Origin of the sequence: Microvirga aerophila (genome assembly GCF_003332305.1) — a bacterium.
GTDB lineage: Bacteria > Pseudomonadota > Alphaproteobacteria > Rhizobiales > Beijerinckiaceae > Microvirga > Microvirga aerophila.
In genome coordinates, this window is the sequence record NZ_QOIO01000003.1 from 57,797 (window position 1) to 83,521 (window position 25,725).

The 25,725-nt window shown below is 60.3% G+C and carries 22 protein-coding genes and 1 tRNA gene; 17 read left to right on the plus strand and 6 right to left on the minus strand.

From position 1 onward, the window contains the following. Position 1: 1 nt before the first annotated feature. Entirely contained in the window at positions 2–820 is an 819-nt protein-coding gene (locus DRB19_RS02700) for a transglutaminase family protein (protein ID WP_114184632.1), read from the plus strand. Positions 821–870: 50 nt separating this feature from the next. Further along, on the plus strand, positions 871–1,620 hold the full coding sequence (locus DRB19_RS02705; RefSeq protein WP_114184491.1) for a proteasome-type protease: 750 nt from the start codon (positions 871–873) through the stop codon (positions 1,618–1,620). A 15-nt stretch (positions 1,621–1,635) separates the two neighbouring features. On the opposite strand, the gene DRB19_RS02710 is transcribed toward DRB19_RS02705, so the two are convergent. Continuing rightward, a complete protein-coding gene (locus DRB19_RS02710) occupies positions 1,636–2,262 on the minus strand; it encodes a queuosine precursor transporter (protein WP_114184633.1) in 627 nt (208 codons plus the stop codon). Between the two features lie 151 nt (positions 2,263–2,413). After that, on the minus strand, positions 2,414–2,704 hold the full coding sequence (gene rpmB / locus DRB19_RS02715; protein ID WP_114184492.1) for a 50S ribosomal protein L28: 291 nt from the start codon (positions 2,702–2,704) through the stop codon (positions 2,414–2,416). A 234-nt stretch (positions 2,705–2,938) separates the two neighbouring features. Here rpmB and DRB19_RS02720 point away from each other — a divergent pair, with 234 nt between their 5' ends. From DRB19_RS02720 to DRB19_RS02745, 6 genes are all read left to right on the plus strand, one after another. Next, the gene (locus DRB19_RS02720; protein WP_114184493.1) at positions 2,939–3,760 is read left to right on the plus strand and encodes a DUF3108 domain-containing protein; all 822 of its coding nucleotides are present in this window, start codon (positions 2,939–2,941) and stop codon (positions 3,758–3,760) included. Between the two features lie 195 nt (positions 3,761–3,955). Beyond that, positions 3,956–7,132: a helicase-related protein gene (locus tag DRB19_RS02725; RefSeq protein ID WP_114184494.1), complete on the plus strand. Its 3,177-nt coding sequence runs from the start codon at positions 3,956–3,958 to the stop codon at positions 7,130–7,132. A 14-nt stretch (positions 7,133–7,146) separates the two neighbouring features. Next, a complete protein-coding gene (locus DRB19_RS02730) occupies positions 7,147–7,449 on the plus strand; it encodes an RNA-binding S4 domain-containing protein (protein WP_114184495.1) in 303 nt (100 codons plus the stop codon). A 51-nt stretch (positions 7,450–7,500) separates the two neighbouring features. Continuing rightward, positions 7,501–7,839 carry a ferredoxin FdxA gene (fdxA, locus tag DRB19_RS02735; RefSeq protein WP_114184496.1) on the plus strand — a complete coding sequence of 113 codons (339 nt, stop codon included), beginning with the start codon at positions 7,501–7,503 and terminating at the stop codon, positions 7,837–7,839. Between the two features lie 370 nt (positions 7,840–8,209). After that, positions 8,210–8,785, plus strand: a complete 576-nt coding sequence (locus DRB19_RS02740) for a CarD family transcriptional regulator (protein WP_114184497.1) — start codon at positions 8,210–8,212, stop codon at positions 8,783–8,785. A gap of 165 nt (positions 8,786–8,950) precedes the next feature. Continuing rightward, complete coding sequence (locus tag DRB19_RS02745; RefSeq protein ID WP_114184498.1) at positions 8,951–9,823, plus strand: RNA polymerase factor sigma-32; 873 nt, start codon at positions 8,951–8,953, stop codon at positions 9,821–9,823. 108 nt (positions 9,824–9,931) lie between these two features. Here the strand turns inward: DRB19_RS02745 and DRB19_RS02750 are convergent, their stop codons facing one another. Together DRB19_RS02750 and DRB19_RS02755 are read right to left on the minus strand one after the other, a co-directional pair. Then, entirely contained in the window at positions 9,932–11,368 is a 1,437-nt protein-coding gene (locus tag DRB19_RS02750; RefSeq protein ID WP_114184499.1) for a M48 family metalloprotease, read from the minus strand. A gap of 6 nt (positions 11,369–11,374) precedes the next feature. Then, positions 11,375–12,190, minus strand: coding sequence for a thermonuclease family protein (locus tag DRB19_RS02755; RefSeq protein ID WP_147021660.1), 816 nt, complete (start codon positions 12,188–12,190; stop codon positions 11,375–11,377). Between the two features lie 122 nt (positions 12,191–12,312). On the opposite strand from DRB19_RS02755, the gene DRB19_RS02760 reads away from it, so the two are divergent. The 5 genes from DRB19_RS02760 (at position 12,313) to DRB19_RS02785 (ending at position 18,373) form a co-directional block, all read left to right on the plus strand. Continuing rightward, positions 12,313–12,389, plus strand: a tRNA-Arg gene (locus DRB19_RS02760). A 523-nt stretch (positions 12,390–12,912) separates the two neighbouring features. Next, complete coding sequence (locus DRB19_RS02770) at positions 12,913–13,260, plus strand: hypothetical protein (RefSeq protein WP_114184502.1); 348 nt, start codon at positions 12,913–12,915, stop codon at positions 13,258–13,260. Between the two features lie 402 nt (positions 13,261–13,662). After that, the gene (locus DRB19_RS02775) at positions 13,663–15,768 is read left to right on the plus strand and encodes a phage/plasmid primase, P4 family (RefSeq protein ID WP_114184503.1); all 2,106 of its coding nucleotides are present in this window, start codon (positions 13,663–13,665) and stop codon (positions 15,766–15,768) included. 288 nt (positions 15,769–16,056) lie between these two features. After that, positions 16,057–17,082 (plus strand): hypothetical protein, encoded by a 1,026-nt coding sequence (locus DRB19_RS02780; RefSeq protein ID WP_210207436.1) that lies wholly within the window; start codon positions 16,057–16,059, stop codon positions 17,080–17,082. Between the two features lie 850 nt (positions 17,083–17,932). Further along, positions 17,933–18,373, plus strand: a complete 441-nt coding sequence (locus DRB19_RS02785; protein ID WP_114184505.1) for a hypothetical protein — start codon at positions 17,933–17,935, stop codon at positions 18,371–18,373. A 618-nt stretch (positions 18,374–18,991) separates the two neighbouring features. Here DRB19_RS02785 and DRB19_RS02790 read toward each other — a convergent pair. Further along, positions 18,992–19,243, minus strand: a complete 252-nt coding sequence (locus DRB19_RS02790; protein WP_114184506.1) for a hypothetical protein — start codon at positions 19,241–19,243, stop codon at positions 18,992–18,994. A gap of 510 nt (positions 19,244–19,753) precedes the next feature. On the opposite strand from DRB19_RS02790, the gene DRB19_RS02795 reads away from it, so the two are divergent. Then, positions 19,754–20,218, plus strand: a complete 465-nt coding sequence (locus DRB19_RS02795) for a hypothetical protein (protein ID WP_114184507.1) — start codon at positions 19,754–19,756, stop codon at positions 20,216–20,218. 1,730 nt (positions 20,219–21,948) lie between these two features. Here the strand turns inward: DRB19_RS02795 and DRB19_RS29710 are convergent. Next, positions 21,949–22,152, minus strand: coding sequence for a hypothetical protein (locus DRB19_RS29710; RefSeq protein WP_162815564.1), 204 nt, complete (start codon positions 22,150–22,152; stop codon positions 21,949–21,951). Between the two features lie 56 nt (positions 22,153–22,208). Between DRB19_RS29710 and dbpB (DRB19_RS02810) the strand changes: the two genes are divergently transcribed. From dbpB (DRB19_RS02810) to dbpB (DRB19_RS02820), 3 genes are read left to right on the plus strand one after another with little or no spacing between them, the layout of a single operon-like run. Next, complete coding sequence (dbpB, locus tag DRB19_RS02810) at positions 22,209–23,333, plus strand: DGQHR domain-containing protein DpdB (RefSeq protein ID WP_114184510.1); 1,125 nt, start codon at positions 22,209–22,211, stop codon at positions 23,331–23,333. Further along, entirely contained in the window at positions 23,330–24,616 is a 1,287-nt protein-coding gene (dpdA, locus tag DRB19_RS02815) for a tRNA-guanine transglycosylase DpdA (protein ID WP_114184511.1), read from the plus strand. Before dbpB (DRB19_RS02810) ends, dpdA begins: the two co-directional genes overlap by 4 nt. After that, on the plus strand, positions 24,617–25,723 hold the full coding sequence (gene dbpB / locus DRB19_RS02820; RefSeq protein ID WP_114184512.1) for a DGQHR domain-containing protein DpdB: 1,107 nt from the start codon (positions 24,617–24,619) through the stop codon (positions 25,721–25,723). The last annotated feature ends 2 nt before the right edge of the window (positions 25,724–25,725 follow it).

Below are 25,725 nucleotides of genomic sequence, written 5' to 3' on the forward strand. Positions count from 1 at the left end.
CATGCGCATTCGGATCACCCACCAGACCACCTACCGCTACAGCGAGCCCGTGAAGTCGGCGATTCAGATCCTGCGCCTCACGCCCGGCAATCATGAGGGACAGACGGTGCTGTCCTGGGGGATCGATGCAGATTGCGACGCCCGCCTCATGCGCCGGGAGGACTGGTACGGCAACGTCACCCACAGCCTGTACGCCCACGGCCCCGTCGATCTCATCAACCTGAGGGTCGTCGGCGAGATCGAGACCACCGACACCGCAGGCGTGATTCGCGGCGGCGTCGAGCGTTTTCCCGAGATGTTCTATCTGCGCAACACCCCGCTCACCCAGATCGACGCGCCGATGGTCGAATTCGCCGAGGCCGCCGCGGGGCACCTCTCGAATCCCCTAGAGCAGGCCCATGCCCTTATGGGCGAGCTGAAGGCGCGCATGCGCTTCGACACGGAGGTGACCAACGCCACCACGGCGGCCGCGGAGGCGTTCTCGGCCGGGCATGGCGTCTGCCAGGATTTCACTCATGTGTTTCTGGCAGCCGCCCGCCGCCTTGGCATTCCGGCGCGCTACGTGTCGGGCTATCTGCACAGGCCTGACCAGATCAACCAAGAGGCCGGTCATGCCTGGGCCGAGGCCCATATCGGGGGCCTGGGATGGGTCAGTTTCGACCCGACCAACGCTGTTTCCGCAACGGAACACTACGTCCGCATCGCGGTTGGGCTCGATTATCTTGATGCGGCTCCCGTCAGAGGCAGCTATTACGGGATCTCCCGTGAAGCGCTCGATGTCTCCTTGAGGATTGAAGGCGCCCGTCAAGCACAGGCGTAATGATGCCTCCATCGCGTCAATTCAACCAGAAGCCTCCAGGAGGAGCACCCATGACTTATTGCGTCGGCATCCTGGTGCGGGATGGCCTCGTGATGATCGCCGACACCCGCACCAATGCGGGCGTGGACAACATCGCGACCTTCCGGAAGCTGCACCTGTTCGAGATCCCGGGCGAGCGGGTCATCACCCTGGCAACCGCCGGCAACCTGTCCGTGAGCCAGTCGGTGATGTCCCTTTTGTCCGATGGGATCGAGGATCCTGTGACCGGCGAGCTCGAGACGCTTTTGAGCGTTTCCAGCATGTTCAAGGCCGCCCAGCTCGTGGGGCGGGCCGTCCGTCAGGTCTACGAGATGGACGGGGCCGAGATGGAAAAGCACCGTACGGGGTTCGACGTGACGATCCTTCTGGGAGGGCAGATCGGGCAGGGGCCGATGCGCCTCTACCAGGTCTATTCGGCCGGCAACGCCATTGAGGCGACCCAGGACACGCCGTTCCTGCAGATCGGCGAGCCCAAATACGGGAAGCCTATCCTCGACCGGGCGATCTCCCATGAAACGGAGCTGATCGAGGCCCTGAAACTCGGGCTCATTTCCATGGATTCGACGCTGAAGTCGAATCTGGGCGTTGGTTTGCCGATTGATATCGTGATGGCCAAGCGCAATGCCCTGAAAGCCGGAATCACCTACCGCATTCAGGAGGACGAGCCGTATTTCCGGGATCTGCGCGAACGCTGGTCGGCCGCTTTGCGCGCCGCCCACCAAGCCATTCCCCATCCGCCTTACGTGGAGGAGGCGCTGTAATCGCGCCTCTTCGGGTCAGATCGCGCGCGGGGTCGTAAAGGGGCGCATGAGCCGCAGGATGGCCCCATAGGGGGCAATCGCCAGGGCCGCCAGGGCCAGCTTCACGCCATAGTCCGCTATGGCGAGGCTCGTCCAGGGCAGGACGACGCATTCGTCCGCGACTCCCACGGAACCGAGCAAGCCGCTGATGGTGCTTCCGGTGCCCGGCAGAACGCCGCAATAGAACGCCACCGAGAAGAAGATGGCCGTGTCGAGGGCCGAGGAGATCACGGACGACACGAAGGGGGGAAGCCACCAGGCCTTGTCGCGCAGCCGCGCGAAAATGCGAATATCGAGAAGCTGCGCCACCAGGAAGGCCGCACCCGACGCGATGGCGATGCGCGGCGTCGCCAGCGCCACCGACAGGACCACGGCCAGGACGAAGCCCGCATAGACGATCCGGCGCGCGCCGGCGGTCCCGAATCGCCGGTTCGCCAGGTCCGTCACCAGGAACGAGAACGGATAGGTAAAGGCACCCCAGGTGAGATAATCAGCCAGCCCCAGATGGGTGAACGGGTGCTGCACAAGGATGTTCGAGGCCAGCACGACCAGGGTCATGGCGGCAAGTGCGATGAGGAAATCGCGACGGTCGATGCGGGTCATGCGGTTCGTCTCCTGGCGCATCGCGCTTGGAACGCCGGTCCGGTCTTCCGGTCCAACGATGCGCCGATCCGATGCTCTACACGCTGGAAACGCAAAACGGGCGGCTTGGACGCCGCCCGAAACGCAGAGTCAGGTGTCGAAAAAGCCGAGCTTAGCTCGCAGCGGCGAGCTTCTTCTCGATCTCGCGCTTGATCGTGAGGGCGTTCGACGACAGCTCGTCCGCCTTGGCCTTGGCCAGGAAGCCATCGAGTCCGCCGCGGTGCTCGACCGAACGGAGCGCATTGGCGGAGACGCGAAGACGCACGGAGCGGTTCAGCGTATCGGAGACGAGCGTGACGTTGCAGAGGTTCGGCAGGAACTTCCGCTTCGTCTTGCGGTTCGAGTGGCTCACCAGGTGGCCACTCAGCACGGCCTTGCCGGTCAGTTCGCAACGGCGCGACATGGGTTCAATCCTATTGTGTCAGGGTGCCACGGCCTTATCTTTCACGGGTTTGCTTCAACGCAGATCCCGCGCGGCCGGACACCAGAAGTCCTTGGAAGTTGCGAGCCTATAGGTCAAAACAGGGGCCCGCGTCAAGAATAACACGGCGCCGCATCTCGATTTTTTGCAGCATCGTGGTCACTATATATCCTGATTCCGTTAACATGTGACCTGACCCAGTTCCGGGAAAGCCCTATGCACCCTCTTGCTTCCACCTTACTAACCTTGGCCCTTGTGGGCGTCGGCTCGCCGAGCGGGGCGGGGACTCTCAAGGTGGATTATGACGTCAGCCTGATCGGCCTGTCCCTGGGCAAGGCTGATCTCGTCGGGACCTTCGACGGCTCGAAATACAAGATGGAAGCGGGCGTCAAGCTGTCTGGTCTCGCCAAGCTTCTGACCGGCGGCAAGGGCGCGGCGACCGCCGCGGGCGCCATCGTCGGCTCCCAGCCGCAGCCTACTTCCTTTGCGGTGACGTCGCGCTCCTCCGACGACCAGCGCATCGTGCGCATGGGCCTGACGGCCGGCAACGTGGCGGCCGTCGACATCGATCCGCCCATCGACGAGAAGCCCGATCGGGTTCCGGTGAAGGAGCAGGACAAGAAGGGCGTGGTCGATCCGGTCAGCGCCCTGCTGATGCCGGCGATCGGCAACGGCAACCTGACCGATGCGGCCAATTGCAACCGCACGATCCCGGTCTTCGATGGGGCGGCGCGCTTCAATGTGGTCCTCAGCTATGGCGGGACCAACAAGGTCGAAGTGCCCGGCTATTCGGGCCCTGTTCTGGTGTGCAACGCCCGCTACGTGCCGATCTCGGGCCACCGGTCTGAGCGGCCCGCGACCAAATTCATGCGTGACAACAAGGACATGTCGGTCTGGCTCGCGCCGGTCGAGGGGCAGCGTCTCCTTTTCCCAGTCCGGGTTTCGGTACGCACCATGGTGGGCGTGAGCGTGGTCGAGGCCTCCCGGTTTTCCGTGGAGGGGGACGCGAAGGTGGTCCCCATCTCGAACAAGCAGTAGAAAAGCCTGTCCGCACGAGCCTTTAATCGTCCCGGACGGTGGTGAAACCGCTGTGAAACACCATATAAGGGTTTAGCCCGCAGCCGGGCGTCTCGCGCCGGGCTGCTTTACCGAGACGGCTTTTTTGTTCCCGCTTTGCGGTCATGGAGCCCCTCGATCCTCTCATCGGGACCAAACCCGCGTCATTTTTCAGGCATGGCCCGTCGTTCCCTTCCCCCGCAAGTCCGTTCGCGTGGCGTCACAGCCGTGCTTGGCCCGACCAACACGGGCAAGACCCATCTGGCCATCGAGCGGATGCTTGGTCACGAAAGCGGCATGATCGGCCTGCCGCTGCGCCTGCTCGCCCGCGAGGTCTATCAGCGCGTGGTGGAGAAGGCGGGCCCTCACAACGTGGCCCTCGTCACTGGTGAGGAAAAGATCAAGCCGGACCGTCCGCGCTACTGGATCTCCACCGTCGAGGCCATGCCCCGGGATCTCGATCTCGCCTTCGTGGCCGTGGACGAGATCCAGCTCGCCAGCGACCTCGACCGGGGCCATGTGTTCACGGACCGCCTGCTGAACCAGCGCGGGCGCGAGGAGACGCTGCTCATCGGCTCCAACACCATGCGGCCCCTGATCGAGACGTTGATCCCCAACGTGCACGTGATCACCCGGCCGCGCCTATCGAAGCTCACCTTCGCGGGCGAGAAGAAGGTGTCCCGCCTGCCGCGCCGCAGCGCCATCGTGGCCTTCTCGGCCGAGGAGGTCTACGCCATTGCCGAGTTGATCCGCCGCCAGAGCGGCGGCGCGGCGGTGGTTCTGGGGGCCCTGTCGCCCCGCACCCGCAACGCGCAGGTCGAGCTCTATCAGAACGGGGACGTGGATTATCTGATCGCCACGGATGCGGTCGGCATGGGCCTCAACCTCGACGTCGACCACGTGGCCTTCGCGTCCGACAAGAAGTACGACGGCTTCCGCTTCCGCAAATTGTACAACCCGGAGCTGGCCCAGATTGCCGGTCGCGCCGGCCGCCACATGCGGGACGGCACCTTCGGCACCACGGGACGCTGCCCGGCCTTCGACGCGGAAACCGTCGAGGCGCTGGAGAACCACACCTTCGATCCCCTGCGCATCCTGCAGTGGCGCAACCCGGATCTCGATTTCTCCACCCTCGGACGCCTGCGCGATTCCCTGGCCGAGCAGCCCCGCGAATACGGCCTCGTGCGCGCCCCCATGGGGGAGGACGTGGCGGCGCTCGAAGTGCTGGCGCGGGACGACGACATCCAGGCCTTTGCGCGGTCCAAGGTCGCAGTGGAGAGGCTCTGGCAGGTCTGTCAGGTGCCCGATTACAGAAAAGTGTCCCCACAAACCCATGCGGATCTTGTCGGACAGATCTATCGTTTCCTCATGAAGGACGGAGCCGTGCCGGCGGATTGGTTTTCCCGCCATTTGTCGGCCATGGACCGTACGGATGGAGACATCGACACCCTGTCGAACCGAATCGCCCAGGTCCGGACTTGGTCCTTCGTCGCTAACCGTCCCGACTGGTTGAAGGATCCAGAGCATTGGCAGGGTGTTGCGCGTCAGGTAGAGGACAAGCTATCGGACGCGCTTCATGAACGTCTCGCCCAGCGCTTTGTTGACAGGCGAACCAGCGTTCTCATGCGGCGCTTGAGAGAGAACACGATGCTCGAAGCGGAAATTACGACCACCGGCGACGTCACTGTCGAGGGTCAGCACATCGGCCACCTGCACGGCTTCCATTTCGTGCCTGATCCCCAGGCCGACACGGGAGAGGCCAAGACCCTGCGCAACGCAGCCAGCAAGGCCCTGGCCGGGGAGATCGAGGCGCGGGCGGACCGGTTCGCCGAGACCCCGGACACCCTGCTGGTGCTGTCGAACGACGGCACCATCCGCTGGATGGGCGACCCGGTCGCCAAGCTGGAGCCTGGGGACAAGCTCTTCGACCCGCGCCTGCGCGTCCTCTCCGACGAGCAGCTTACGGGGCCGGCCCGCGACAAGGTCGAGACCCGCCTGCGGGCCTGGCTCAAAGCTTATATCGTGCGGCTTCTCCGCCCACTCATGCAGCTGGAGGACAGCCAGGAACTCACGGGCCTCGCCCGGGGCATCGCGTTCCAGATCGGCGAATCCCTTGGTGTCCTCGAGCGCTCGAAGGTGCTCAACGACGTGCGCAGCTTGGATCAGGACGCCCGCGCGGCCCTGCGCAAGGCCGGCATCCGGTTCGGGGCCTATCACCTTTACCTGCCGGCCCTGTTGAAGCCCGCGCCCCGCACGCTGGCGGCGCAGCTCTGGGCGTTGCAGAACGGCGGCCTCGAGCAGAAGGGCATCGACGAGATCGCCCATCTGGCCCAGTCCGGCCGAACCTCGATCCCCGTCGATCACGACATCGCGCCAGGCCTTTACCGGGCCGCCGGCTTCCGGGTCTGCGGCAACCGGGCCGTGCGCGTTGATATTCTCGAGCGTCTGGCCGACCTCATCCGGCCCGCCATCACCTACAGGCCCGGCGTCACGCCGGGCGAACCGCCGGCAGGCGCGGCGGACGGGGACGGGTTCGTTCCCACCGTGTCCATGACGTCCCTCGTAGGCTGCGCTGGCGAGGATTTCGCCACCATTCTCAAGTCCCTGGGCTACGTGGCTGAGCGCCGCCCCGGCCCGGCCATCACCACGCCGATCGTGCCGGCGGCGTCCACCGAGGCGGCTCCTGCCCCGGCGCCCGAGGGCGAGCCTGCCGAAGCAGTGGTCGAAGAGGATTCGCCAGAAGCGTCGGAAGCCGAAGCCGCCGAGGCTCCGGTTCTCACGCAGGAGGTTGGGGCTGTCGCAGCGGAGGCTCCGGAGGGCACAGCCACGGTCAATGAGGCCGTCGAGGCTGCCCATGAAGGCGCCGCTCCCGCCGAGGCTCAGGCTGCGGCGCCCGAGGGTGCAGCCGAAGCCCCGGCCGAGCCCGAGATGATTGAAATCTGGCGTCAGGGCCGTCGCCACCACGAGGGCGGCCATGCCCGCCACGGACGCGGACGCCCCAATCGGGGAGAGCGCACGGAGCAGCGCCCCGACCGGCGTCCCCGCCAGGGAGACACCCAAGGCGAGCGCCCGGCAGGCGGGCGTCCTGCGGGTGACCGCCCGCACCGTCAGGGCCCACGCCCGGACCGCCAGCCCGAGCGCCGCGAGGCGCAAGGGGAGGGCGGCCGTCAGCAGCAGGATCGGCCGCACCGTGGGCCGAACCGGCCCGACGAGCGTCGCGGTCCCCGTCCGGACAAGCGGCCCGAGGGACGCCGCGACGGCGGGCCCGATCGCCGGGAGAAGCAGCCAGATCCGAACTCGCCTTTCGCCAAGCTGATGGCCCTCAAGGCCCAGCTTGAGGACAGCAAGAAGTGAGACTGTGAGGCTCCATGCGTGAGGACCGGCAGCGGCTCGACAAGTGGCTGTGGTTCGCGCGCTTCGCCAAATCCCGGACCCTGGCCGCCAAGCTCGTCACCGGCGGCTTTGTCCGGATAAACGGCCAGCGGACGGACAATGCCGCCAAGGCCGTGGCGGTGGGCGACGTGATCACCTTGGCTCTTGCCTGGACGACCCTCGTGGTCCGGGTCGAGGGGCTCGGAGAGCGCCGGGGCCCTGCAACGGAAGCAAGGCTGCTCTACGTTGACCTCAATGAGGCCGAAGGAACGCTTGTCAGCCGTGACGGCAGCGGTTAGAGCGACGCCAGACCGCCTGTTTCGATCGAACCGACCCTCGAAGGACTGTTCATGACTTACGTCGTCACGGAAAATTGCATCAAGTGCAAATATATGGACTGCGTGGAGGTGTGCCCGGTCGACTGTTTCTACGAGGGCGAGAACATGCTCGTCATCCATCCCGACGAGTGCATCGATTGCGGCGTCTGCGAGCCCGAATGTCCGGCTGAAGCCATCAAGCCCGACGCGGAGCCCGGCCTGGAGCAGTGGCTCAAGATTAACGCCGAAATGGCCAAGAGCTGGCCCAACATCACTCAGAAGAAGGACGCGCCGCCCGACGCCAAGGAGTTCGACGGCGTCCCCGGCAAGTACGACAAGTTCTTCACCCCGGCTCCCGGCGAGGGCGACTGAGAGACGAAACATCGGTTACGAAACGTGGCCGTACGCGAACTTTTTTAACACTGATTCTGAAATTTTTTGCTTTTTCGGGCGGACTGTGATAGGGTCTCGTCAATGCCGTCGCATGCGCCCATTCCGTGCGCCGACCCCGCAGGTAGGCAGTCCACACGATGAAACTATGACAGCACAACCGATGACCTAAGGTAGACTGACCAACCTTATGTCATGGGTTATGGGCGTTTTCCAGCTACTGGCTCATCAGGGAGATGCGCGGAGCAATCACGTTCCGCAACCAGTCATTTTCGTTCCTTCCGGGGCCCTGCCCGATGGAATTAAAGCGCCTCGCCTGAAAGCGAGGACCATGCAAGGAGGCCTCTCTCGCATGACGACCACCAAAAAGTCCGCCCAGCGCCTGGGTTTCAAAACCGGCGAAGCAATTGTGTACCCCGCTCACGGCGTCGGCCGCATCACGGCTGTCGAGGAGCAGGAAATCGCGGGCTTTAAACTGGAATTGTTCGTGGTCTCCTTCGATAAGGACAAGATGGTCCTTCGCGTCCCGACCGGGAAGGTCTCCAGCGTCGGCATGCGCAAGCTGGCCGAGCCGGCCCTGGTCCAGAAGGCTCTGGACGTGCTGACCGGCCGGGCCCGCGTCAAGCGCACCATGTGGTCGCGCCGCGCCCAGGAATATGAAGCCAAGATCAATTCCGGCGATCTGATCTCCGTGACCGAGGTCGTACGCGACCTGTACCGCTCAGAGGCTCAGCCGGAGCAGTCGTACAGCGAGCGTCAGCTCTATGAATCGGCCCTCGACCGGGTTGTCCGCGAAATCGCGGCCGTCAACAAGATCACCGATACGGAAGCCCTGAAGCTGATCGAGCAGAGCCTTGCCAAGTCTCCGCGCCGCGCCAAGGGCGACGTGGACGCCGACGGCGACGATCTCCAGGAGGAGGCAGCCTGATCCAGGCCCCTGTTCCGCCTTTGGAAAAGCCCGGCTTCCCGCCGGGCTTTTTTCTTTTTCCAGCCTCTTGTTTTCGAAGGTCCGGAATCTATTTTCGCAACCTCAGCAGTTTTGTCCTGAACTTTTTCCCCAGTCGCTCGTTGTGTCTCTGCCAAGGAGGACACAATGGGAGAAATCTCAGGGGTTCGTCGCCGGTTCGTCCGCGCCGCCATGAATGCTCCTTTTCTCGAGAGGGAAGAAGAGCATCTGTTAGCCGTGCGCTGGAAAGAGAACCGCGATGAAACGGCTCTTCATCAGCTGACGGCTGCGCATATGCGTCTCGTGATCGCGCTCGCCGCCCGCTTCCGTCACTACGGACTGCCGATGGCCGATCTCGTTCAGGAGGGGCATGTCGGCCTGCTTGAGGCCGCCGCCCGGTTCGAACCCGAACGGGAGGTGCGCTTCTCGACCTACGCTACGTGGTGGATCCGCGCCTCCGTGCAGGATTATATCCTGCGCAACTGGTCAATTGTCCGTGGCGGAACTAGTTCCGCCCAGAAGGCCCTTTTCTTTAACCTGCGCCGCCTGCGCGCCCGTCTGACCCGGGGCGGTGAGGAGCGCATTGCTTCCGATGTCCATGCCAAGATCGCCGAGGCGATCGGCGTTTCCAGCGCCGACGTGGCGCTCATGGACGCCCGTCTGTCGGCACCGGACACATCCCTCAATGCCCCGGTTCTCGACGCTGATGCGTCGAACTCCGCCGAGCGGGTCGAGTTCCTGGTCGACAACAGCCCCCTGCCGGACGAGAGCGTCAGCGAGGTGATCGACACCGAACGCCGCGTACGCTGGCTGCGGCAGGCGCTTGAGGTTCTCAACGAACGTGAGCTGCGCATCCTGCGGGCCCGCCGCCTCGAGGACGAGCAGGTCACCCTCGAATTCCTTGGCGACAGGCTCGGGATTTCGAAGGAACGCGTCCGCCAGATCGAGAACCGCGCGCTTGAGAAACTCAAGCGCGCCTTGATGGAGAAGTATCCTCAGGCGTCCGGAGCCTTCGTCTAGCGCGTCAGGCCAGACGCGGCACCCGGTTCTTCCGCTTTGACAGATCAACATCGAACCCGGAAGCGGCCGCCGCTTCCGGGTTCGATGCTTTCGCCACAGGCCTGCCTATCACTCGACGATGATTTTATAGCGTTCGCCAGGTTTCAGGGGGGCGTTCCGGTCGAGTCCGTTCAGCAACAGAAAACGGTCCAGGGCCCGGTCGACCGGCATGCGGTCCGCCAGACGTTGGGCCGTATCGCCTTCCTGCGCGGTGACGACCTGCAGCTTCAACGGGCGGACCTGCCGGGCTTCGTCGCGCTTGACTTGGCGCACCGTGTCGAGGGTCCGCTGGAACATGCCTTCCAGATCGCCCCCGCCGCTGCGCGTCGCCATGATGAGCCGGTACGTGGTGCTGCCGATGCGGATGGCCGAGAGGCGGAACGACCATTCCTTGCCGACCGAGGTGGCGGTGGCGACCGGTAGGCCGTTGATGGTGGTGGTTTCCAGGCTGCCCGGCTCGATCGTGTCGGTCCAGGTCGAGCGCAGAACCTCCTCCAGGCTCTGGCCGCTCGGCGTATTGGCCGCGTCGAACAGAAGCCGGCGCGAGCCGTCCTGCGATGCCCCGAGCACCGCCTGCGAGGTATTCTCGAGCGAGAAGCCCTCGGGGGCCTCAAAGGCGACGCCCAGCCTCGCATGGGTGAAGCGGCGCCCCTTTACCACGCCGTCGGCCGGGTCGTCACCAAAGGCGATGCCGTCGAGGGAAGCCAGATAGTCGGACCGGGTCGCTTCGCCCATGCCTGGCTGCCCGGCGCGCTTGGCGGCCTGAAGGGCCTGCGAGATGCGGTCGTTGGTGCTGGGATGGGACGCCATCATGTCCGCCCCCGCATTGTCCTTGGATCCTGTGCCTGAACGACCCAGGGCCGTCAGGAAGCGCGGCGCTCCGTAGGGGTCGAACCCGGCCCGCGCCAGAACCCGCACGCCGGTCTGGTCGGCCTCCAGCTCCTGAGCGCGCGAGAAGTTCGCCAAGTTGGAGCGCGCCTCGCTTTGCTCCACGGCCGCCTGCTCGGCGTCGTTGAGCACATTTTCCGTCACCCGCTTGATCAGGGTCGACCGGGCCTGCAACTCATTGCGCTGGGAGGCATGCCGCAGGGTGACGTGGGCGATCTCGTGGGACAGCACGGCAGCCACTTCCGATGTGTCGTTGGCAAGCGCCAGGAGGCCGCGGGTGACATAGAGCCGACCGTTGGGAAGCGCGAAGGCGTTCACCACGGGGGAGTTCAGGATGGTCACCTGGTAGGACTCGTCCGGCCTGTCGGTCGCCATGACGAGGCGGTTGACGATGTCGTTGAGGCGGCGCTGCATCTGCGGCGCCTTGGCCTCCCCTCCGAACGCCGCCACCAGGCGCTCGTGATCCTGGTCCCGCGGCCTTTCCGGCCCGATCACCCGGGGCGCATCGGACGGGACCGACATGCTGCCGAAGCCCAGGGCGGCGCAGCCAGAGAGCAGGGCCGCGAGCGTCAGGCTGCCGGCAACTCGAAGTCCTGCTGAATAACGTGTTTCGCTCATGCTTGCTCAGCGTGGCAGGCGTTCGCCTGCGAGGCGTTCCATCATCTCCGGAAGTACAATGGTAAGAGAGGCGCCTTGCCAAGGCTCCAAAATGCCTCGGGCTCGGACCCGCTGGCCTTTCAGCGCCGCAGCGTCGAGACCGCGTTCCGCCATCAGCTTCCATGTTTTCTTCGGCACGATGATCGTGAAGTCCTCTGCCCACTGCCCCCCGAAGTTTAAATAGGTTCGTTGAGTCCGCTCGCCGATGCTGCGGATGCGTCCCTCGACCAGAACGAAGCTGCCGACCCGATCGCGCAAGCGGTCGATCCGTTCGGCGTCCAAGGGCTTATAGCGGTCATCCTTCCAGACACCAAGGCTTTGCTCCCTGGCCGTGGCCTCGAGCGCCAACAATTCCGGATGACAGAACGCGTCCGCCGCCCCCGGATCCACCAGCGCAAGGCCGGCCTCCACGAGGCCATGGGCCAGATCGAGAGAGGTCGATTCGCCCATAAGCCGGATCCGCGCAGGGATCCGGCCCCAGCGGTCGGGTTCAGGCCGGCCCTGCACCCGGACCTCGCGCCCTGTCCAGGCCCGAAGCCAGCCGAGGGCCTCTTCCCGGTGGACAGGATCGTCGGGCAGTCGGATCGACGCAAGGCTCGCGAGGCGGCCTGATCCCAGCGCGAGGTCGCCCTGGGCGGTCAGACCCTGCAACCGGTCGAGCTGGCTTTGCGTCGCGCATGGATCGGGCCCCTTGCCACTAGCAGGCCGGGCCCCACGCTCCTGGCCCGCCGCCGACAGGGGCAGCAGACCCAACACCAAGACGAGGGCGCTCAAATTCCGCATGACCATTCCTGCGAGACACAGGACTATATCCGGCCTCAATGAAACAGCCACGCCAGCCAGCCCAGGAAGCGGTGCATGACCCGTTTACCTATCGAAGAATTGTGCTACTCATCCGTCTGTGCGGTCCCGTAGCTCAGCTGGACAGAGCGGCGGTTTCCTAAACCGTAGGTCGGAAGTTCGAGTCTTCCCGGGATCGCCAACGCCGTCAAAGGCTTACCTAACCCCCCAAGCCCATGCTGCAGGTGCCTAGCAACAGCCTAGCAACCGTCGCGCCGGCGTGCTTCGAATCATGCCGATTTCTGCCCGAGCCGGGTTGCACTAGGTTTTAGGCTCCCTTATAGAGGGGGCAGTTCTTAGTCGCACTAGTCCATGGGCCTTAGCATCGCTGATGCCCTGCGCTGCAAACCGTACCCAGTTCCAAGTCATGCCCTCGCACCGTTGTCTGTGCGAGCTCCTTGAACTCTGTGGAAAGGTGCGGCAATGCCCCCTGAACAAAATAAAAACTTTTGTCTCCCTTCCAGCCCTGTGCTGCTGACCGAAGCGCAACTGGCGGAGCGATGGAGCGTAAGCCCCAAGACTCTCCAAGCTGCTCGTCTTCGTGGGGACGGGTGCGTCTACGTTAAACTTGGCCGCGCAATCCGATATCGTCTGTGCGATATCGAGGCCTATGAGGTAGCGGGTCTTCGGACAAGTACCTCAACCGCGTGCGTCGGAGCCTCACCATGCTGACGCGGATTACCCTTCCGGAAGGGGCCGCCGCCCGCATTGACGATGACACTTGGCACTTGTTGGATCACCTTCGCTTGCTGTGTGACACGACAGTACGGAACGCACACATCCTTCGTGACGACGACTTCTACGAAATTGCCCTGTTCGGTCTTCACGCCTGGAATATGATCCGCGTGATCCCCAAACGGCGCGATGTCGTCTTCCGACGCACGGGTACACCACTCTGCCTGCAACCGGCGCATTTGGTGATCGACCTAGCCAGGGCGCAGGTGCGCGCAATCGAATCAAGGCGAGGTCGCCTGTCATGCGTCTTCTCGGTTGCGGCCGAGTTCAAAGAGTGACGTAACCCCCCGGTGAGCGGGTCGGCAGGGTACCCTGCCGACCCGATAATAGGCCGCGGGAGGTCAATTGCTCGGGACCTTGCTGCGGTTTAGGAAATATATCCAGTGCCCGCGCAGATATGCGTGGGAGAGTGCCCCAATACTTGACTTCAAGAGCCAGAATCGAGTCTTTTAAATCTGATTTTCGACCTTATTGCAGTAAATTTAGGTAAAACTTATATCGATATCAGACTATTGCTGACGAATAGGGTGAGATAGCTTCATCTTTAGAGTAACTAGTACGTGCACTCTGCGCGTTAATACCATCAGTTCCCAGGAAAAAATATCTGAAACTGAAGGTGGGCATCCCTGTCTGCGCCTCCCTTCGCCGCGCGCCGCTGATGCGGCAACCATGGAACTGACATGCAATCGAACATCAAACATGCGCTCCGCTATGCTAGAGCTGGAATTCCAATCATCCTCCTGCACACGGTTAGAAAAGGAGTCTGTACTTGTAGCCAAGGTGCCTCCTGCGTACGACCTGGAAAGCACCCCCTCTTCACAGGCGGGGTCAATGGTGCGACCACCGACGAAAGTAAAATCCGGGATGCGTTCGCAGAACATCCGGACGCAAACATCGCCATCGCAACTGGTAAGCAATCCGGAATAATCGTTATCGACGTCGATCCTCGTAACGGTGGTGACGGCTCCCTCAAGCAGCTTGAGGCCGAACTTGGCGTCTTGCAGCCCTTGCTCATTTCCGAAACGGGCGGCGGGGGAACCCATTACTTCTTCCGCTATCCCACATTCACGGTACGCACGAGCCATGGGACAACTCTTGGCAGTGGCGTTGACCTACAGGCGAATGGAGCCTTTGTCGTCGTCCCGCCCAGTCGCCATGTCTCAGGCAAGCGATATTCGTGGCGAGGTGGTGGGACGCCCGAGTTTCAATCGCTTACCAAACTGCCGAAGAGCTGGCGTCAAAAAATTAGGGACGGTCAGAAGCGGAAGGAGCCTTCACCGCCAGTGCAGGGTAAGCCTGGTGAGCAGGAAATCCCGAAGGGACGGCGCAACACTACCCTAACTAGCCTTGCGGGGCAGTTGCGCAACACCGGGCTTCAGCCTGCCGCAATCAAGGCCGCCCTCCTTGCCGAAAACGAGGCGCGTTGTCGGCCTGCACTCGATAGCTCAGAAGTCGAGCAGATTGTCACAAGCATCACACGGTACACGGCCGCAATTGCTCCAGGTGAAGACAAGGGGGAATTTATCATGCAAGCGGTGCTGGACCGCCGCTACGCCGGTGGAAACCATCTGATCCATGCGCCGGATGGACAGTTTTGGGCCTTCGATGACACGAAGTGGGCGCCTGTGGATCAAAAGGTGATGGGGCGCGTGGTTCTGGAAACGCTCCAGACTCTCAATGTCCCTCGATCGGCTAACACAGCCTCACTCGTCAAGCAGGTTATGGCCCTGCTCGCGTCTCAGGTGGCTGTCGGTGATGACCGCCTGCGCTTCTTGTCGCCTCCGCCTGCGGTCATCAACTGTCGCAACGGCGAGCTCTGGATTGGAACTGACGGAACGGTCGAGTTAAAGCCACACCGTGCACAGTCCTATCTGCGGCACGTTCTTGACGTCGATTATGACCCTCACGCCACCTGCCCCCAGTATGACAATGCCATTACCGAAATCTTCTGTGGCGACCGGGCGATGGTGCGGCACTGGCACGAGGTGTGTGGCTATGTGATTCAACCCATCCGCAAGATCCCGTCGGTGATCGTCTGCGAAGGGGGCGGAAGCAACGGTAAGAGTGCCCTTCTCCAGACTATGGTTAAGCTGATGGGTACCGAACTGGTAAGCGCGATTCGAGTCGAAGATCTTGGAAACAGTCGGTTCACTGTCGGCAGCCTACTCGGCAAGCTTCTCCTGCTCGATGACGATGTGCGGGCTGGGATCAAGCTCCCCGACGGTGAATTGAAAAAGCTTAGCGAGGAAAAGGTTGTCACCGGTGAGAGAAAGTTCGGGCAGCCCTTCACCTTCACCGTTCTGACCGTTCCTATCCTGCTCTGCAACAACCCACCCTCGCTCGCAGATCTCAGTCACGGCATGATGCGGCGTCTCATGGTGATCCCCTTCAAGCGCACCTTCACGGAACAGGAAATCGACCGCGACCTGTTCGAGCGGATCTCGGCGTCCGAGCTTTCCGGCGTCCTCAACCGAGCCATTGACGGCCTACGACGAATAATCCGGCGTAGTTGGCGCTTCAAAGAGCCGGAAGCCATCAAGGCATCAAAGCAGCGCTGGTTGACGTTCGCGAACCCGCTCCCAGCCTTCCTTGACGACCGCTGCGAGCGAAACGGCAGTTGCCGGATGTTGGAACTCTATCAAGCGTACGCAGATTGGACACAGGAAATGGGAATTACAATGAGACAGCAACAACTGACGGTCCGACGCAATCTCGAAAGCTTCGGGTTCGAGATTGTCCACTCGAACAAGGGCCAGAAGGTGGTCGGCCTGAGCCTTCGTGGGTAACCTGCCCTAACCATCGTTGTTGTTGTTATTGGTGACGAAAGTGATCGAATTCTGAAATAAAAAACGAGAAAGAAAAAAGGGAAGGGGTGTCACACTTGTTTCAACCCGATCACTTTCGTCACGCCCTTTCCAGTCACCAATGAACTGAGCGACACAAGGCAAGTACCTGAAGGCGTTTGAGCCCAAGAAGGGACCCAATCCAGGTGGAGATCAATTCCCCTGCCGTGGTAAGCGGACCTGTTTTACATCGAGATGTACCAGTGATGAGGGGCCATAATGAGAAACCCAATGGTATGGCAGGTCGGCGCTGGGGATGCCGAGCGGAACTATGCAGAGCTTTGCCTGCGTTGGGGCGTGATCCTGAACGGTCCTGGCTACGACGGGCCTTGGCCAAACAGGAATGGCATCTCGCCGCGCAAAGCGCAGGACCTGCAGCGGTTCTGCGAGCGCATTCAGGATGGAGATTTGGTGGTTCTCAAGGTTGGAAAATCCGAAGTGTATGGTGTTGGTCATGTTCGCGGAGATTACGAATGGAATGATCACTTCGGCGATGTTGATGGCTGGGATATACAGCACCTCCGGCGCGTAGACTGGGTTTGGCAGGCGAGCGGTGGACCGAAGCGCTTTAGTGGAGAGCCATTGAAATGGGGCGACACAACACAGGTGCTGACGTCGCCTGACGTATTGACGTGGATCGCGAGCCTGCAACTCACTCCCAATAGCCGAATTTTGCCGGTCTTGCCTCAAGCAAAGGAGTCTCTGATTGAGGTCAGGCCCCAAGAAATATCGGAATTCCTCTTCGACAACGGTGTCTCAGCGCATTCGACGGACCTCCTGATGGAGGAAATAGAAAAGCTGATCCGGATTGCGAAGTGGTACGAACGCTCACACACAACCCCGTCTGAATACGAAACAATTTCGTATCTCGTTATCCCGCTCTTCCGCGCACTGGGGTGGACACCGCAACGAATGGCGGTTGAGTGGGACCGAATTGATGTTGCATTGTTTGCGCGAATGCCACGGCAAAAAGATACGCTCACGGCTGTGGTCGAGGCAAAGCAGCGTAACCGAGCCTGCCTGACCGCCCGGTCGCAGGCATTCTCCTACGCACAGAGGATTGGATTTGAAGGATGCCAGCGCCTCATTGTTACCGACGGCATTCGGTATGGCGTCTTTCAAAAGCTTGATGGTGCTTTTTTAGAGAGGCCAACCGCGTACCTAAACCTTACCCGGATGGTGGAAGATTACCCTGTCTTAGGTTGCGCGGGCGTAAAACAGGCGCTCTACCTTATGGCCGCAGACTGGGTACGATAATTCCATTCTACAAAGATAAACAGGGAACTCGACTGAGGCTTTGTCGGCTGGCTTCAACGCTGCTGTGTGCCAAGTTGATATGCTAATTTAATGGCCCATTTGGTTTCGAAAATACTCAATTCCTTGAGCTTTTTTAGCCTTTTTTCTGCGTGGCTCTTTGTCGAGGTAGGCACGCCGCTTTACTGACCATAGCGGTCCTGTTCAAATCAGCGTCGTGTTTCGGAAAGGAGCAACATCCTTCCGTTGATTCCTTCAGACGCGCAACGCCATTGTGATAGCTTTTGTTCTTTCCCTCCAGCAGTTGCCACAGGATATCCGCTTTGTGCATTGTGTCTGGCAGCAGAAGCTTGTCTAGCCTGCTGCCAGGAGTCGCATGGGCAGTGTTTTGTGAGGACTGCTCCCGCGATGGTCCAATGCGGTGCAGGTGAGAGCGAGACCAAGCAATCATCAAAGACAGGTCTCTCGAGGTCATGAAGCTACACTTGCTGCTGCAAGAAGAGACAAGGCAGAACTCCGAGGTGCCGCGCTCAGAGCTCTGCCGTTTTGGCAAGGAGTGTTCTGCAGAGGAGTTACGAACAGGCTATCGCTTGATCAGCAAAACCTCGCGGGCATCGAGGCAGTAACGGGTGCGGGAGAGCCGGACTGTGCAGCGAGACCGATGGATCCGGCTCTGGCCAGAAGAGTCCAGAAGCCAGAGGGTCTTAGGCGTCACCCGGTACACCACACACCAATGGTCGGTGGCACCTGTAAGGCCGACGATAGCCACACACATTGGCCCAAGCTCCTGGTCCAATGCAGCCCATATACGGGGTAGAGTGCGGTGATCCCGCTTTAGCCGCAGAGGACGAGCTTGGAAGGTGAGATACCTGCCCTGAATGCGGCTGTGACCTGCCACAACGGCGAGTTGCTTCAGTTGGGCAAAGTACATGCCTTGGATAAGAGGCTTGTGGAGGTGATAACAGTCTTGTTCAAGACTCTTGATCAGCCTTTCGAAGAGCTTTCGACATTGCTGATCCCGCAGCCGGAGGATGTGCTTGAGAGCGTTTACTATAGCATAGACGCCGCACAGGCCATCAAGGTCGCCTTGCCGGTAAGCGCGCTTGCGCCTGGCCATCAGCTCCTATTCGGGATAGGCGAGGGTGGTCGGGTTGGAGGTGAAGATCCGATATCACTGAATATATCATATACCGAACCAGAACGGGACCTGACGGCAAGGGTGCGCAGGACCTGGGATGCTGAGATCCTGACCCTAAACAGGGGTAGGGCAGAGCGACCGTGGCCAATTTGGTGAGCAAGGCACATGAGCATGGCTCCTCAAATACAAAGGGAGCCCAGAGGCTCCCTCGTTGGGTGTTAGCCCAAGCGGCTAACTGATGATGATTTGGTACGTGACAAGCTTCGCAGTAACGTATGCTCAAGCTAACTGATAAGCCCAAAGGCAACGCTTCAAGGGGCAAGTACCGGCGAAGCAACTTTATTATAAAAGATACGTTATAAATTGTCAATAACACCTTTTTTTGAAGCTTAACGACAACGAAGCTTAGCTATAAGGCTATTCGGCAAACCAGCCTTTACCTTGAGCGTGATCATTGATCCCGAAAGCCTGATCTGGAAGCGGCCACCACCCAACGAGGATTTAATTTCGCGCCGGGGCTCCACCTGTGTTTGAAGAGAGAGGCCACTTGGCCTGCCTGCCTTAAGCGGGAGACTACCCGTTACATGACGAGCGCCACGAGCAGGGAGATCGCCAACAAGCGGAGAACACCAGTTCGGTCGCGCCAGCGACGGGGTGAATTACCTTTGCTCAGCCACCCAGCACAGACGGGGACCTCGATCTGGATTGGGTCTGGAACAGCGCCAGTCACCCTCCAGCAGAGGCGGACGAAAGTCCATCACCCAATGCCGGTGCTCAGGAAGTAGTACGGTCAAATAGGACGATGTCGCACAGTGTTGTGAGTTGATCGTCCATAAACGGCTTGAGGCTACTGTCGCCGAAGGCAAAGATTTTCGTAACGCCGCGTTGCGAAAGCGGCCGTTCAATCGTGTTGAGTGCCAAACGATAACGATGGCCTTCACGGCTTGCCGTATCGGTGCTAGCTGCAGCTTCCATTAACAATTCAGTGGCGACCTCCAACGCATCTGCCGTTTTCATTTCGTCCATCGTGGGCTCCCCTGATCAAGCACATTTGTAATTAGCTCTTCTGTCTTCGTCCATCTCAACCGCGTGTGCTTCGGATACATGGCTCGCCTCTCAGAGGCGCCTTAATCATAGCCCACACCGGTCGCCCTTTCCCGAATCGAGCGCCGAGACGCACTATCCAGGACAATTGTGGAGAACTGTCCCTAGCGCCGGCAACGGCACAGGGGCATCCACCAGGCCGGAACTGGCCAGCATGAAGTGCTAGAAGGATCCGAGTGGGTTCAACACGAGCCCACTCCACGTCTACTCTGTCCGAAGGGATGGGCCCCCATTATGCCTCTGCCTGGGCCGGGCCTCGCTACTTAACACCTGCTCGGGCGCTGAAATGGTGGCCGAAGCATACGGCACGCAGCGCAGGTCCATAGAAGAATTTTGAATACGTTGATGGTATCTCACTAGGCTTGCGAGCGCGCACTCCGAGGGCCAAGATGCACCTCACGTAGCTGTCCGTCAGGAAACCTGATTGTGAGAATGGATCTCGAGTGGCTTAAGTCGAAACTTCCGACCGAGCGTCATAACCTTTGGGTGAACGCAAGGAAGCGCGCGGACACTGGTGACCCAAAGGCAATTGCCTGGGTCGAGTTCATCGAACAATCAGGTCTCGATTACCGTTCCAACAAGTCTCTAACCCTGGATGACCCGATTTCCAAAGTGATGCACCGGATCATCTTCTCCCCAGAGGGCAAGCAGGTCGCTCTGACTGCCATCACACAAGGATTGCCCCCGCTGGCAAAAATTGATCCACTGCTTCAAGCCGCCTTGGGAGGCGATTACACCAAGCACAACGAAGGAACTGTCCAGGCCGGCTATATGGTCACAAACATGATGAGGCAGATGGGCTACAAACCAATTGGATCGAAGAAGCTTCCGCCTGACTGTGTCGCTCGAACCGGTCAAGTATTCGTGCGGGACCGCGGCAACAAGCCTTTGTTGTGAAATGGTCGAACTTGCCAAGCGACCCCGGTCCTGGCTGCGTCTCGTACTCCGCGTACCAGCGACATGCTCTCGGCCTAGAATGGGCAGGCGAGACCAAAGTCGTGCACCCTCATCTCAGTACCCTCATGGCTGCTGACACTCATCAGCAGCGTGTCTAACCGCAACAGAGCCGCTACTAAATCTCAAGCTCCTCATAGGGGGTGTGGGCAGGCAAGAACCTCAGGGCAACAAGTCCGTGTGCAACGTCTTCAGGTGAACGCTTCGAGGCCTCACAAACCTCATCGAGGCTAACCGACGATGCGTACACCGCCTGCAGACGTAGATCGTCACGGGAACTCCATAGAGTCGATTGACACGAGGAGGATACCCGGGAGTCTCTTTGAGTTGATAGAACAAGCCTTGCGAGCGACCTCTGCGGCCCCCTTCAATCGAGTTCGGCAGGGGAAGGAACGTATCAGCTGTTGCCTATAGTCGATCGTGTTCAGATGGATCGGTGGGCGCTCATTCGGTGCAGAAGAGGCAGTCCCGCGGCTAGGCTGCCCGTTCCAGTTCTCGTTTCAGCGGATTGTGCTCGTATGCATAGGGGCGAGCGACGATCGTACACTTACCTACGAGTTCTCCAGGTTCCGGGACAACCTCGTCGAAATACAGTTCTCCCAGATCTACCCGGATAATCCCGTGAACAGCGTAGCAAAATGAACTCATTGCTGAGCGCCGTTTCACACGCCCTACGAACGACCGCAAACTGATTTTATGGCCGACTACATCGACCGCGGCGACTGCAATGCTGTGGTTGTGGGTTTGCGCCGTTTCGACACCGATAACTACATGCCCATCATATGATACAAAATTGCCATTAAGGCTGTTAACCTGCTGGTGGTGAATAACCGCTTAACTCAACGCATCGACCTTACACGTGCAAACTCCAGAAAGCGCTTAGCCTGCCCGGCACCGCCGTCACGCTGTCCAGCGGCCTGCAGAAAACCTGTTAACGACCGACAATGGGGCAACAGTTAATTGAAATTGTGATGGCGTGTGTTACGTAGTTTCTGTAAGGTAGGTTGAGAGACTGAAGCAGTTTCAAGGTTGCGATGAAACACGTTACCCTCATTACCACCTGCACTGGGCGCAAGCGCGTGCTTCCAAAAGAGGAGGCTCACTTTCGGAATGTGCCAAAGTGGGATCCCGACGCGGCTGCCCGGCATTGGCTCAGCCAGCTTGCTGGGCTCGGGCGAACCCGCGCAGATAAGATGTACAGTGGTCGCGGGTTTGCTGAGGCTCGACGTGCGGCGGAATTGCTCGGAGCTCCCCTGAAGATTATCTCTGCTGGGCTTGGGTTGGTTGATGCGGAGGCGGAGGTACCCTCGTACGAGGCGACCATCTCGCCAGGGTTGCCTAATGCGATCCCGACCCATCTCGGCATTGCTCCGGATCACTGGTGGGCTGTGCTAAAGCAGTATCAGCGGTTTGAATGGCCTTCTGGTTGTCGCCTTCTGCTCATTGCGGCCTCTGGCTCTTACCTGCAAATGGTTGAGCGGGACCTGCTCACATTGCCGGTGGAGCGTCTCCGTTTGTTCACCCGTACGGAGGTTGGTGCGCTCCCGGCTGACTTAAGGTCGGCCGTGATGCCGTACGATGATCGCCTAGAGGCTGAGGGTGGCCGGCCTGGTACTGTTGCTGATTTCGCGCAGCGGGCGATGGCGGATTTCACGCAGTTCATCCTGCCCAACTCATTTACGGGAGGTGTCGAGGATCACGCAGCCTTGGTCAGGTCCCGCCTTGAGCCGCTCGCTGCTCCAATGAAACGGGTCGGTCGTAGGGCAACTGACGACGAAATCAGGGCTGCTATCGGTGTCCATTACCATGCTGTTGGCGGGCAAAGTTCCCGCATGCTGCAGAAACTGCGGCGTGAACTCGGGATTGCTTGCGAGCAATCTCGTTTCCGAGATCTGTTCAACAATTTCGAGGAGCTTCAGGGGGAGGGCATGGAATGTCTCCCGCTATGAGCCATGTCGTCGTTCGGGCGCTTCGCGCTGTCCAGGGTGATGGAGTTCCAGTCTACTCATTCTTTTTGCATGGATCTGACATCACAAAGGTGGCGGACATCAGTCGCATTGCCCGAGATGATACGGATGGATTGCGTGGGTTTCAGCGTAAGGAAATCCGGGAGCATGTGAACTCGATTCTCGAGTTTCTCAACAGCGGTCCTGTGCTGTTCCCCAATGCAATCATTCTGGCCCTTTCGCAGGAAATTGAGTTTCGGCAGTCGCGGGGGCCTGCCCCCGAGGGACTCATTGAGGCAGCGCAAGGCGGCACCCTGACGATCCCCATTCACCCAGAAGGCCAGCGTGCTGCGTGGATCGTTGACGGGCAGCAGCGCTCCCTAGCTTTGGCGAAAGCCAAAAATCCGAGGTTCCCGGTTCCGGTTGTCGGCTTCATCTCTCCCGACATCGGCACGCAACGCGAGCAGTTCATCTTGGTCAACAAGGCGAAGCCCTTGCCGACCCGGTTGATCAACGAGTTGCTTCCCGAAATCGGCAGCGTCCTGCCGCGAGACTTGGCTCCTCGGCGGTTGCCGTCAGAATTATGTAACCTGCTGAACCGGGATCCGTCGTCGCCATTCTATCATCTCATCCGTAGAGAGTCCGACAGCGAGCGTGACAAGGCTGTCGTCATTGATACGGCGCTTGTCGAGGCGATCAAACGTAATCTTCGACCTCCACTCGGGGCTCTGAGCCAATTCAGTGGTTTGCCCAGCGCCGATACGGATGGGATGTACCGCAGCTTGATTATGTATTGGTCCGCCGTCCGAGACATATTTCCCCACGCCTGGGGGCGGAGGCCAACCGAGAGTCGCCTGATGCATTCAGCCGGCATTCGCGCCATGGGGGCCCTCATGGACCCCATCATGCTGAGAGCGGAGACCTCGACAACCATCGAGGAGGAGGTGCGTCGTTCGCTGAGTCGGATTGCTCCGTACTGCCGCTGGACTGAAGGTGTCTGGGAGGAGCTTGGTTGGCGCTGGAATGAGGTTCAGAGCACCACACCCCACATCTCGAGGCTGTCTGATTACCTCGTTCGCCTCGACCGAGATCTCGCAAGGCCACACCGATGAAGTTCATCTTTGCCGACTCTCTGGATATGGTCGATCCGCACTACGACATGCTGGCCGACCGCCATGCGCCGACCCGTAAACCGTACTGGGATGACCTCTACCCGCACGAGATCCTCGGGTATGCTCCTTATGATGGCATCCTTGTGTCGCGCGGAATCGTCGGCGATCATAGGGTCGCCGGAAAATACAGTGCCTCGCAGGCGATGCGATTCCAAATCGAAGGAGCTCGCAAGTTCCTGCGCCTCGACAGTGAACGGTATCGACATCTCGCCATTTATGGAGACTGCGGTGCCTTTACCTATGTGAACGAAGAAGTTCCTCCTTACAGCCCTGAGGAAATGATCGACTTTTACGACCATGGTGGTTTTACGCACGGCTGTTCGGTCGATCACATCATATTCGACTATGAGGATGGTCTGCAGAAACTCGAGGGCGAAACGGAAGAAAGGCGGCGGCGGTTCGACATTACGCTCGACAATGCGAGCAAGTTCTTCGCCTTGGCGCACCGAATCAGCAACCGGTTCACGCCCCTCGGTGTCGTGCAGGGCTGGTCCCCTGGCAGCATGGCGGTCGCTGCCGAGCGGTTGGTGCGTATTGGATATACCTATCTTGCCATCGGCGGCATGGTACCCCTGAAATCCAACCAGATTCAAAACTGTCTGCGGGCAATCCGTGCAGCCATCCCGTCGAATACGAGAATTCATGTGCTCGGCTTCGCCAAGGCTGACGACATAGAATCGTTCCTTGAATTCAACATCACGAGCTTCGACACAACGTCGCCTCTGATCAGAGCGTTCAAGGACGACCGGCAGAACTACTACCTGCCTGCGGACAAGGGCCGCCTGAAGTACTACACCGCCATTCGGGTGCCTCAGTCGATCGAGAACACACGACTGCAGCGCCTGGTCAAGCGAGGGGCCTTTCGTGCGGAAGACCTGACTCGGTTGGAAAAGACGGCTCTTTCGGCACTTCGGGCTTTTGACCGAAATGAAAACGAGGTCGAGGAGACCACACAGGCCGTGATGGCTTACAACGCGGTCCTGGCAACGGAGCGCCCCTATGCGGACGTGGCTGAGACGCCGAAAATAAAGGCATTAGCGGACCGGTACCGTGAGACGCTCAGCGACCGCGCCTGGCGTCAGTGCTCATGTGCCATTTGCCAGAGTGCCTCAATCGACGTGATCCTCTTCCGCGCGAGTAACCGTAACAAGCGCCGCGGTATTCACAACCTGGGCGTCTACAAACATCTTATCAACAATCTCGACATCAAAGAGGCCGTCTGAATGCGCCATCTGACCTTTAATGCAATCCGGGCGGATCAAAGCAAATCCCATACGGTCGTGTCATTCGCCGCGTCCGCCAGGGAGATTCTCACATTTGCAGCAATCGACCGAATTGGCCGGGACAGCGAAGGCAATCTGAGTGGCTTTCAGCGGCCACAAATTGCCACTCACATCCGAGAAATCCGGGACTATCTTGAAAAGCCCGATGCGATCCTGCCCAACCCCATCGTGGTCGCCTTTACGAGGGGTGTAAAGGTGACAGACGGCGACGATTCAGTCTGCAAGATCAAGATCGATGTTTCGGAGGGGCCTCTCGGCCTCGTCGTGGATGGACAGCAGCGCCTAACCGCCTTGTCCCAGCTGGAAGATAAGGACTTCAGGGTGTTTGTGTCTGTGGTGATCTGCCGTGATGAGGCGGAGCTGCGCCGGCAGTTCGTGCTGATCAACAACACGCGGCCGTTGCCGAAGTCCCTCATCTACGAACTGCTCCCTGGTGTCGAGAGCCTGCCCCCGCGCTTTGAGAGCCGCTCGATTGCAGCAGAGTTCACCGACAAGCTGAATTATTCTTCAATTTCTTCCCTCAGGGGACAAATCCACCAGCATACCAACCCTAATGGCATTATCAGCGACACGGCGATTCAGAAGGTCATCATGAACTCTCTGAATGATGGCATTTTGCGTGACTTCATGCCGTCAGCGAATGGGCGCGAGCGAAGCCTGAAGCTGGTCAGTGAGTTCTACAAAGCCGTCCAGCGGGTTTTCCCAGAGGCGTGGTGGGGGCATACTCCAAAAACGTCCCGGTTGGTCCATGGCGCCGGCATTGGTGCCCTCGGCTATGTCATGGAGGTGCTTGCGACCCTGGACGGCGCACGATCCTGGGAGGAATTCGCAAAGGGCATGGGCTGCCTTGTGGACCGAACCGCCTGGACGGGGGGCGAGTGGGACTTTGGCGGTGGCGACGTCCGTCACTGGAAAGCCATCCAAAACGTCAATCGGGACGTCACCACGCTCGCGCAGTACCTGGTCAAGGTCGTGCGCGCCGATCTGAAAGCGCGGCGCTCAAAGGGTCTCGATTCAGCACCCTTGCTTGAGGCCATGACCGGATAGCA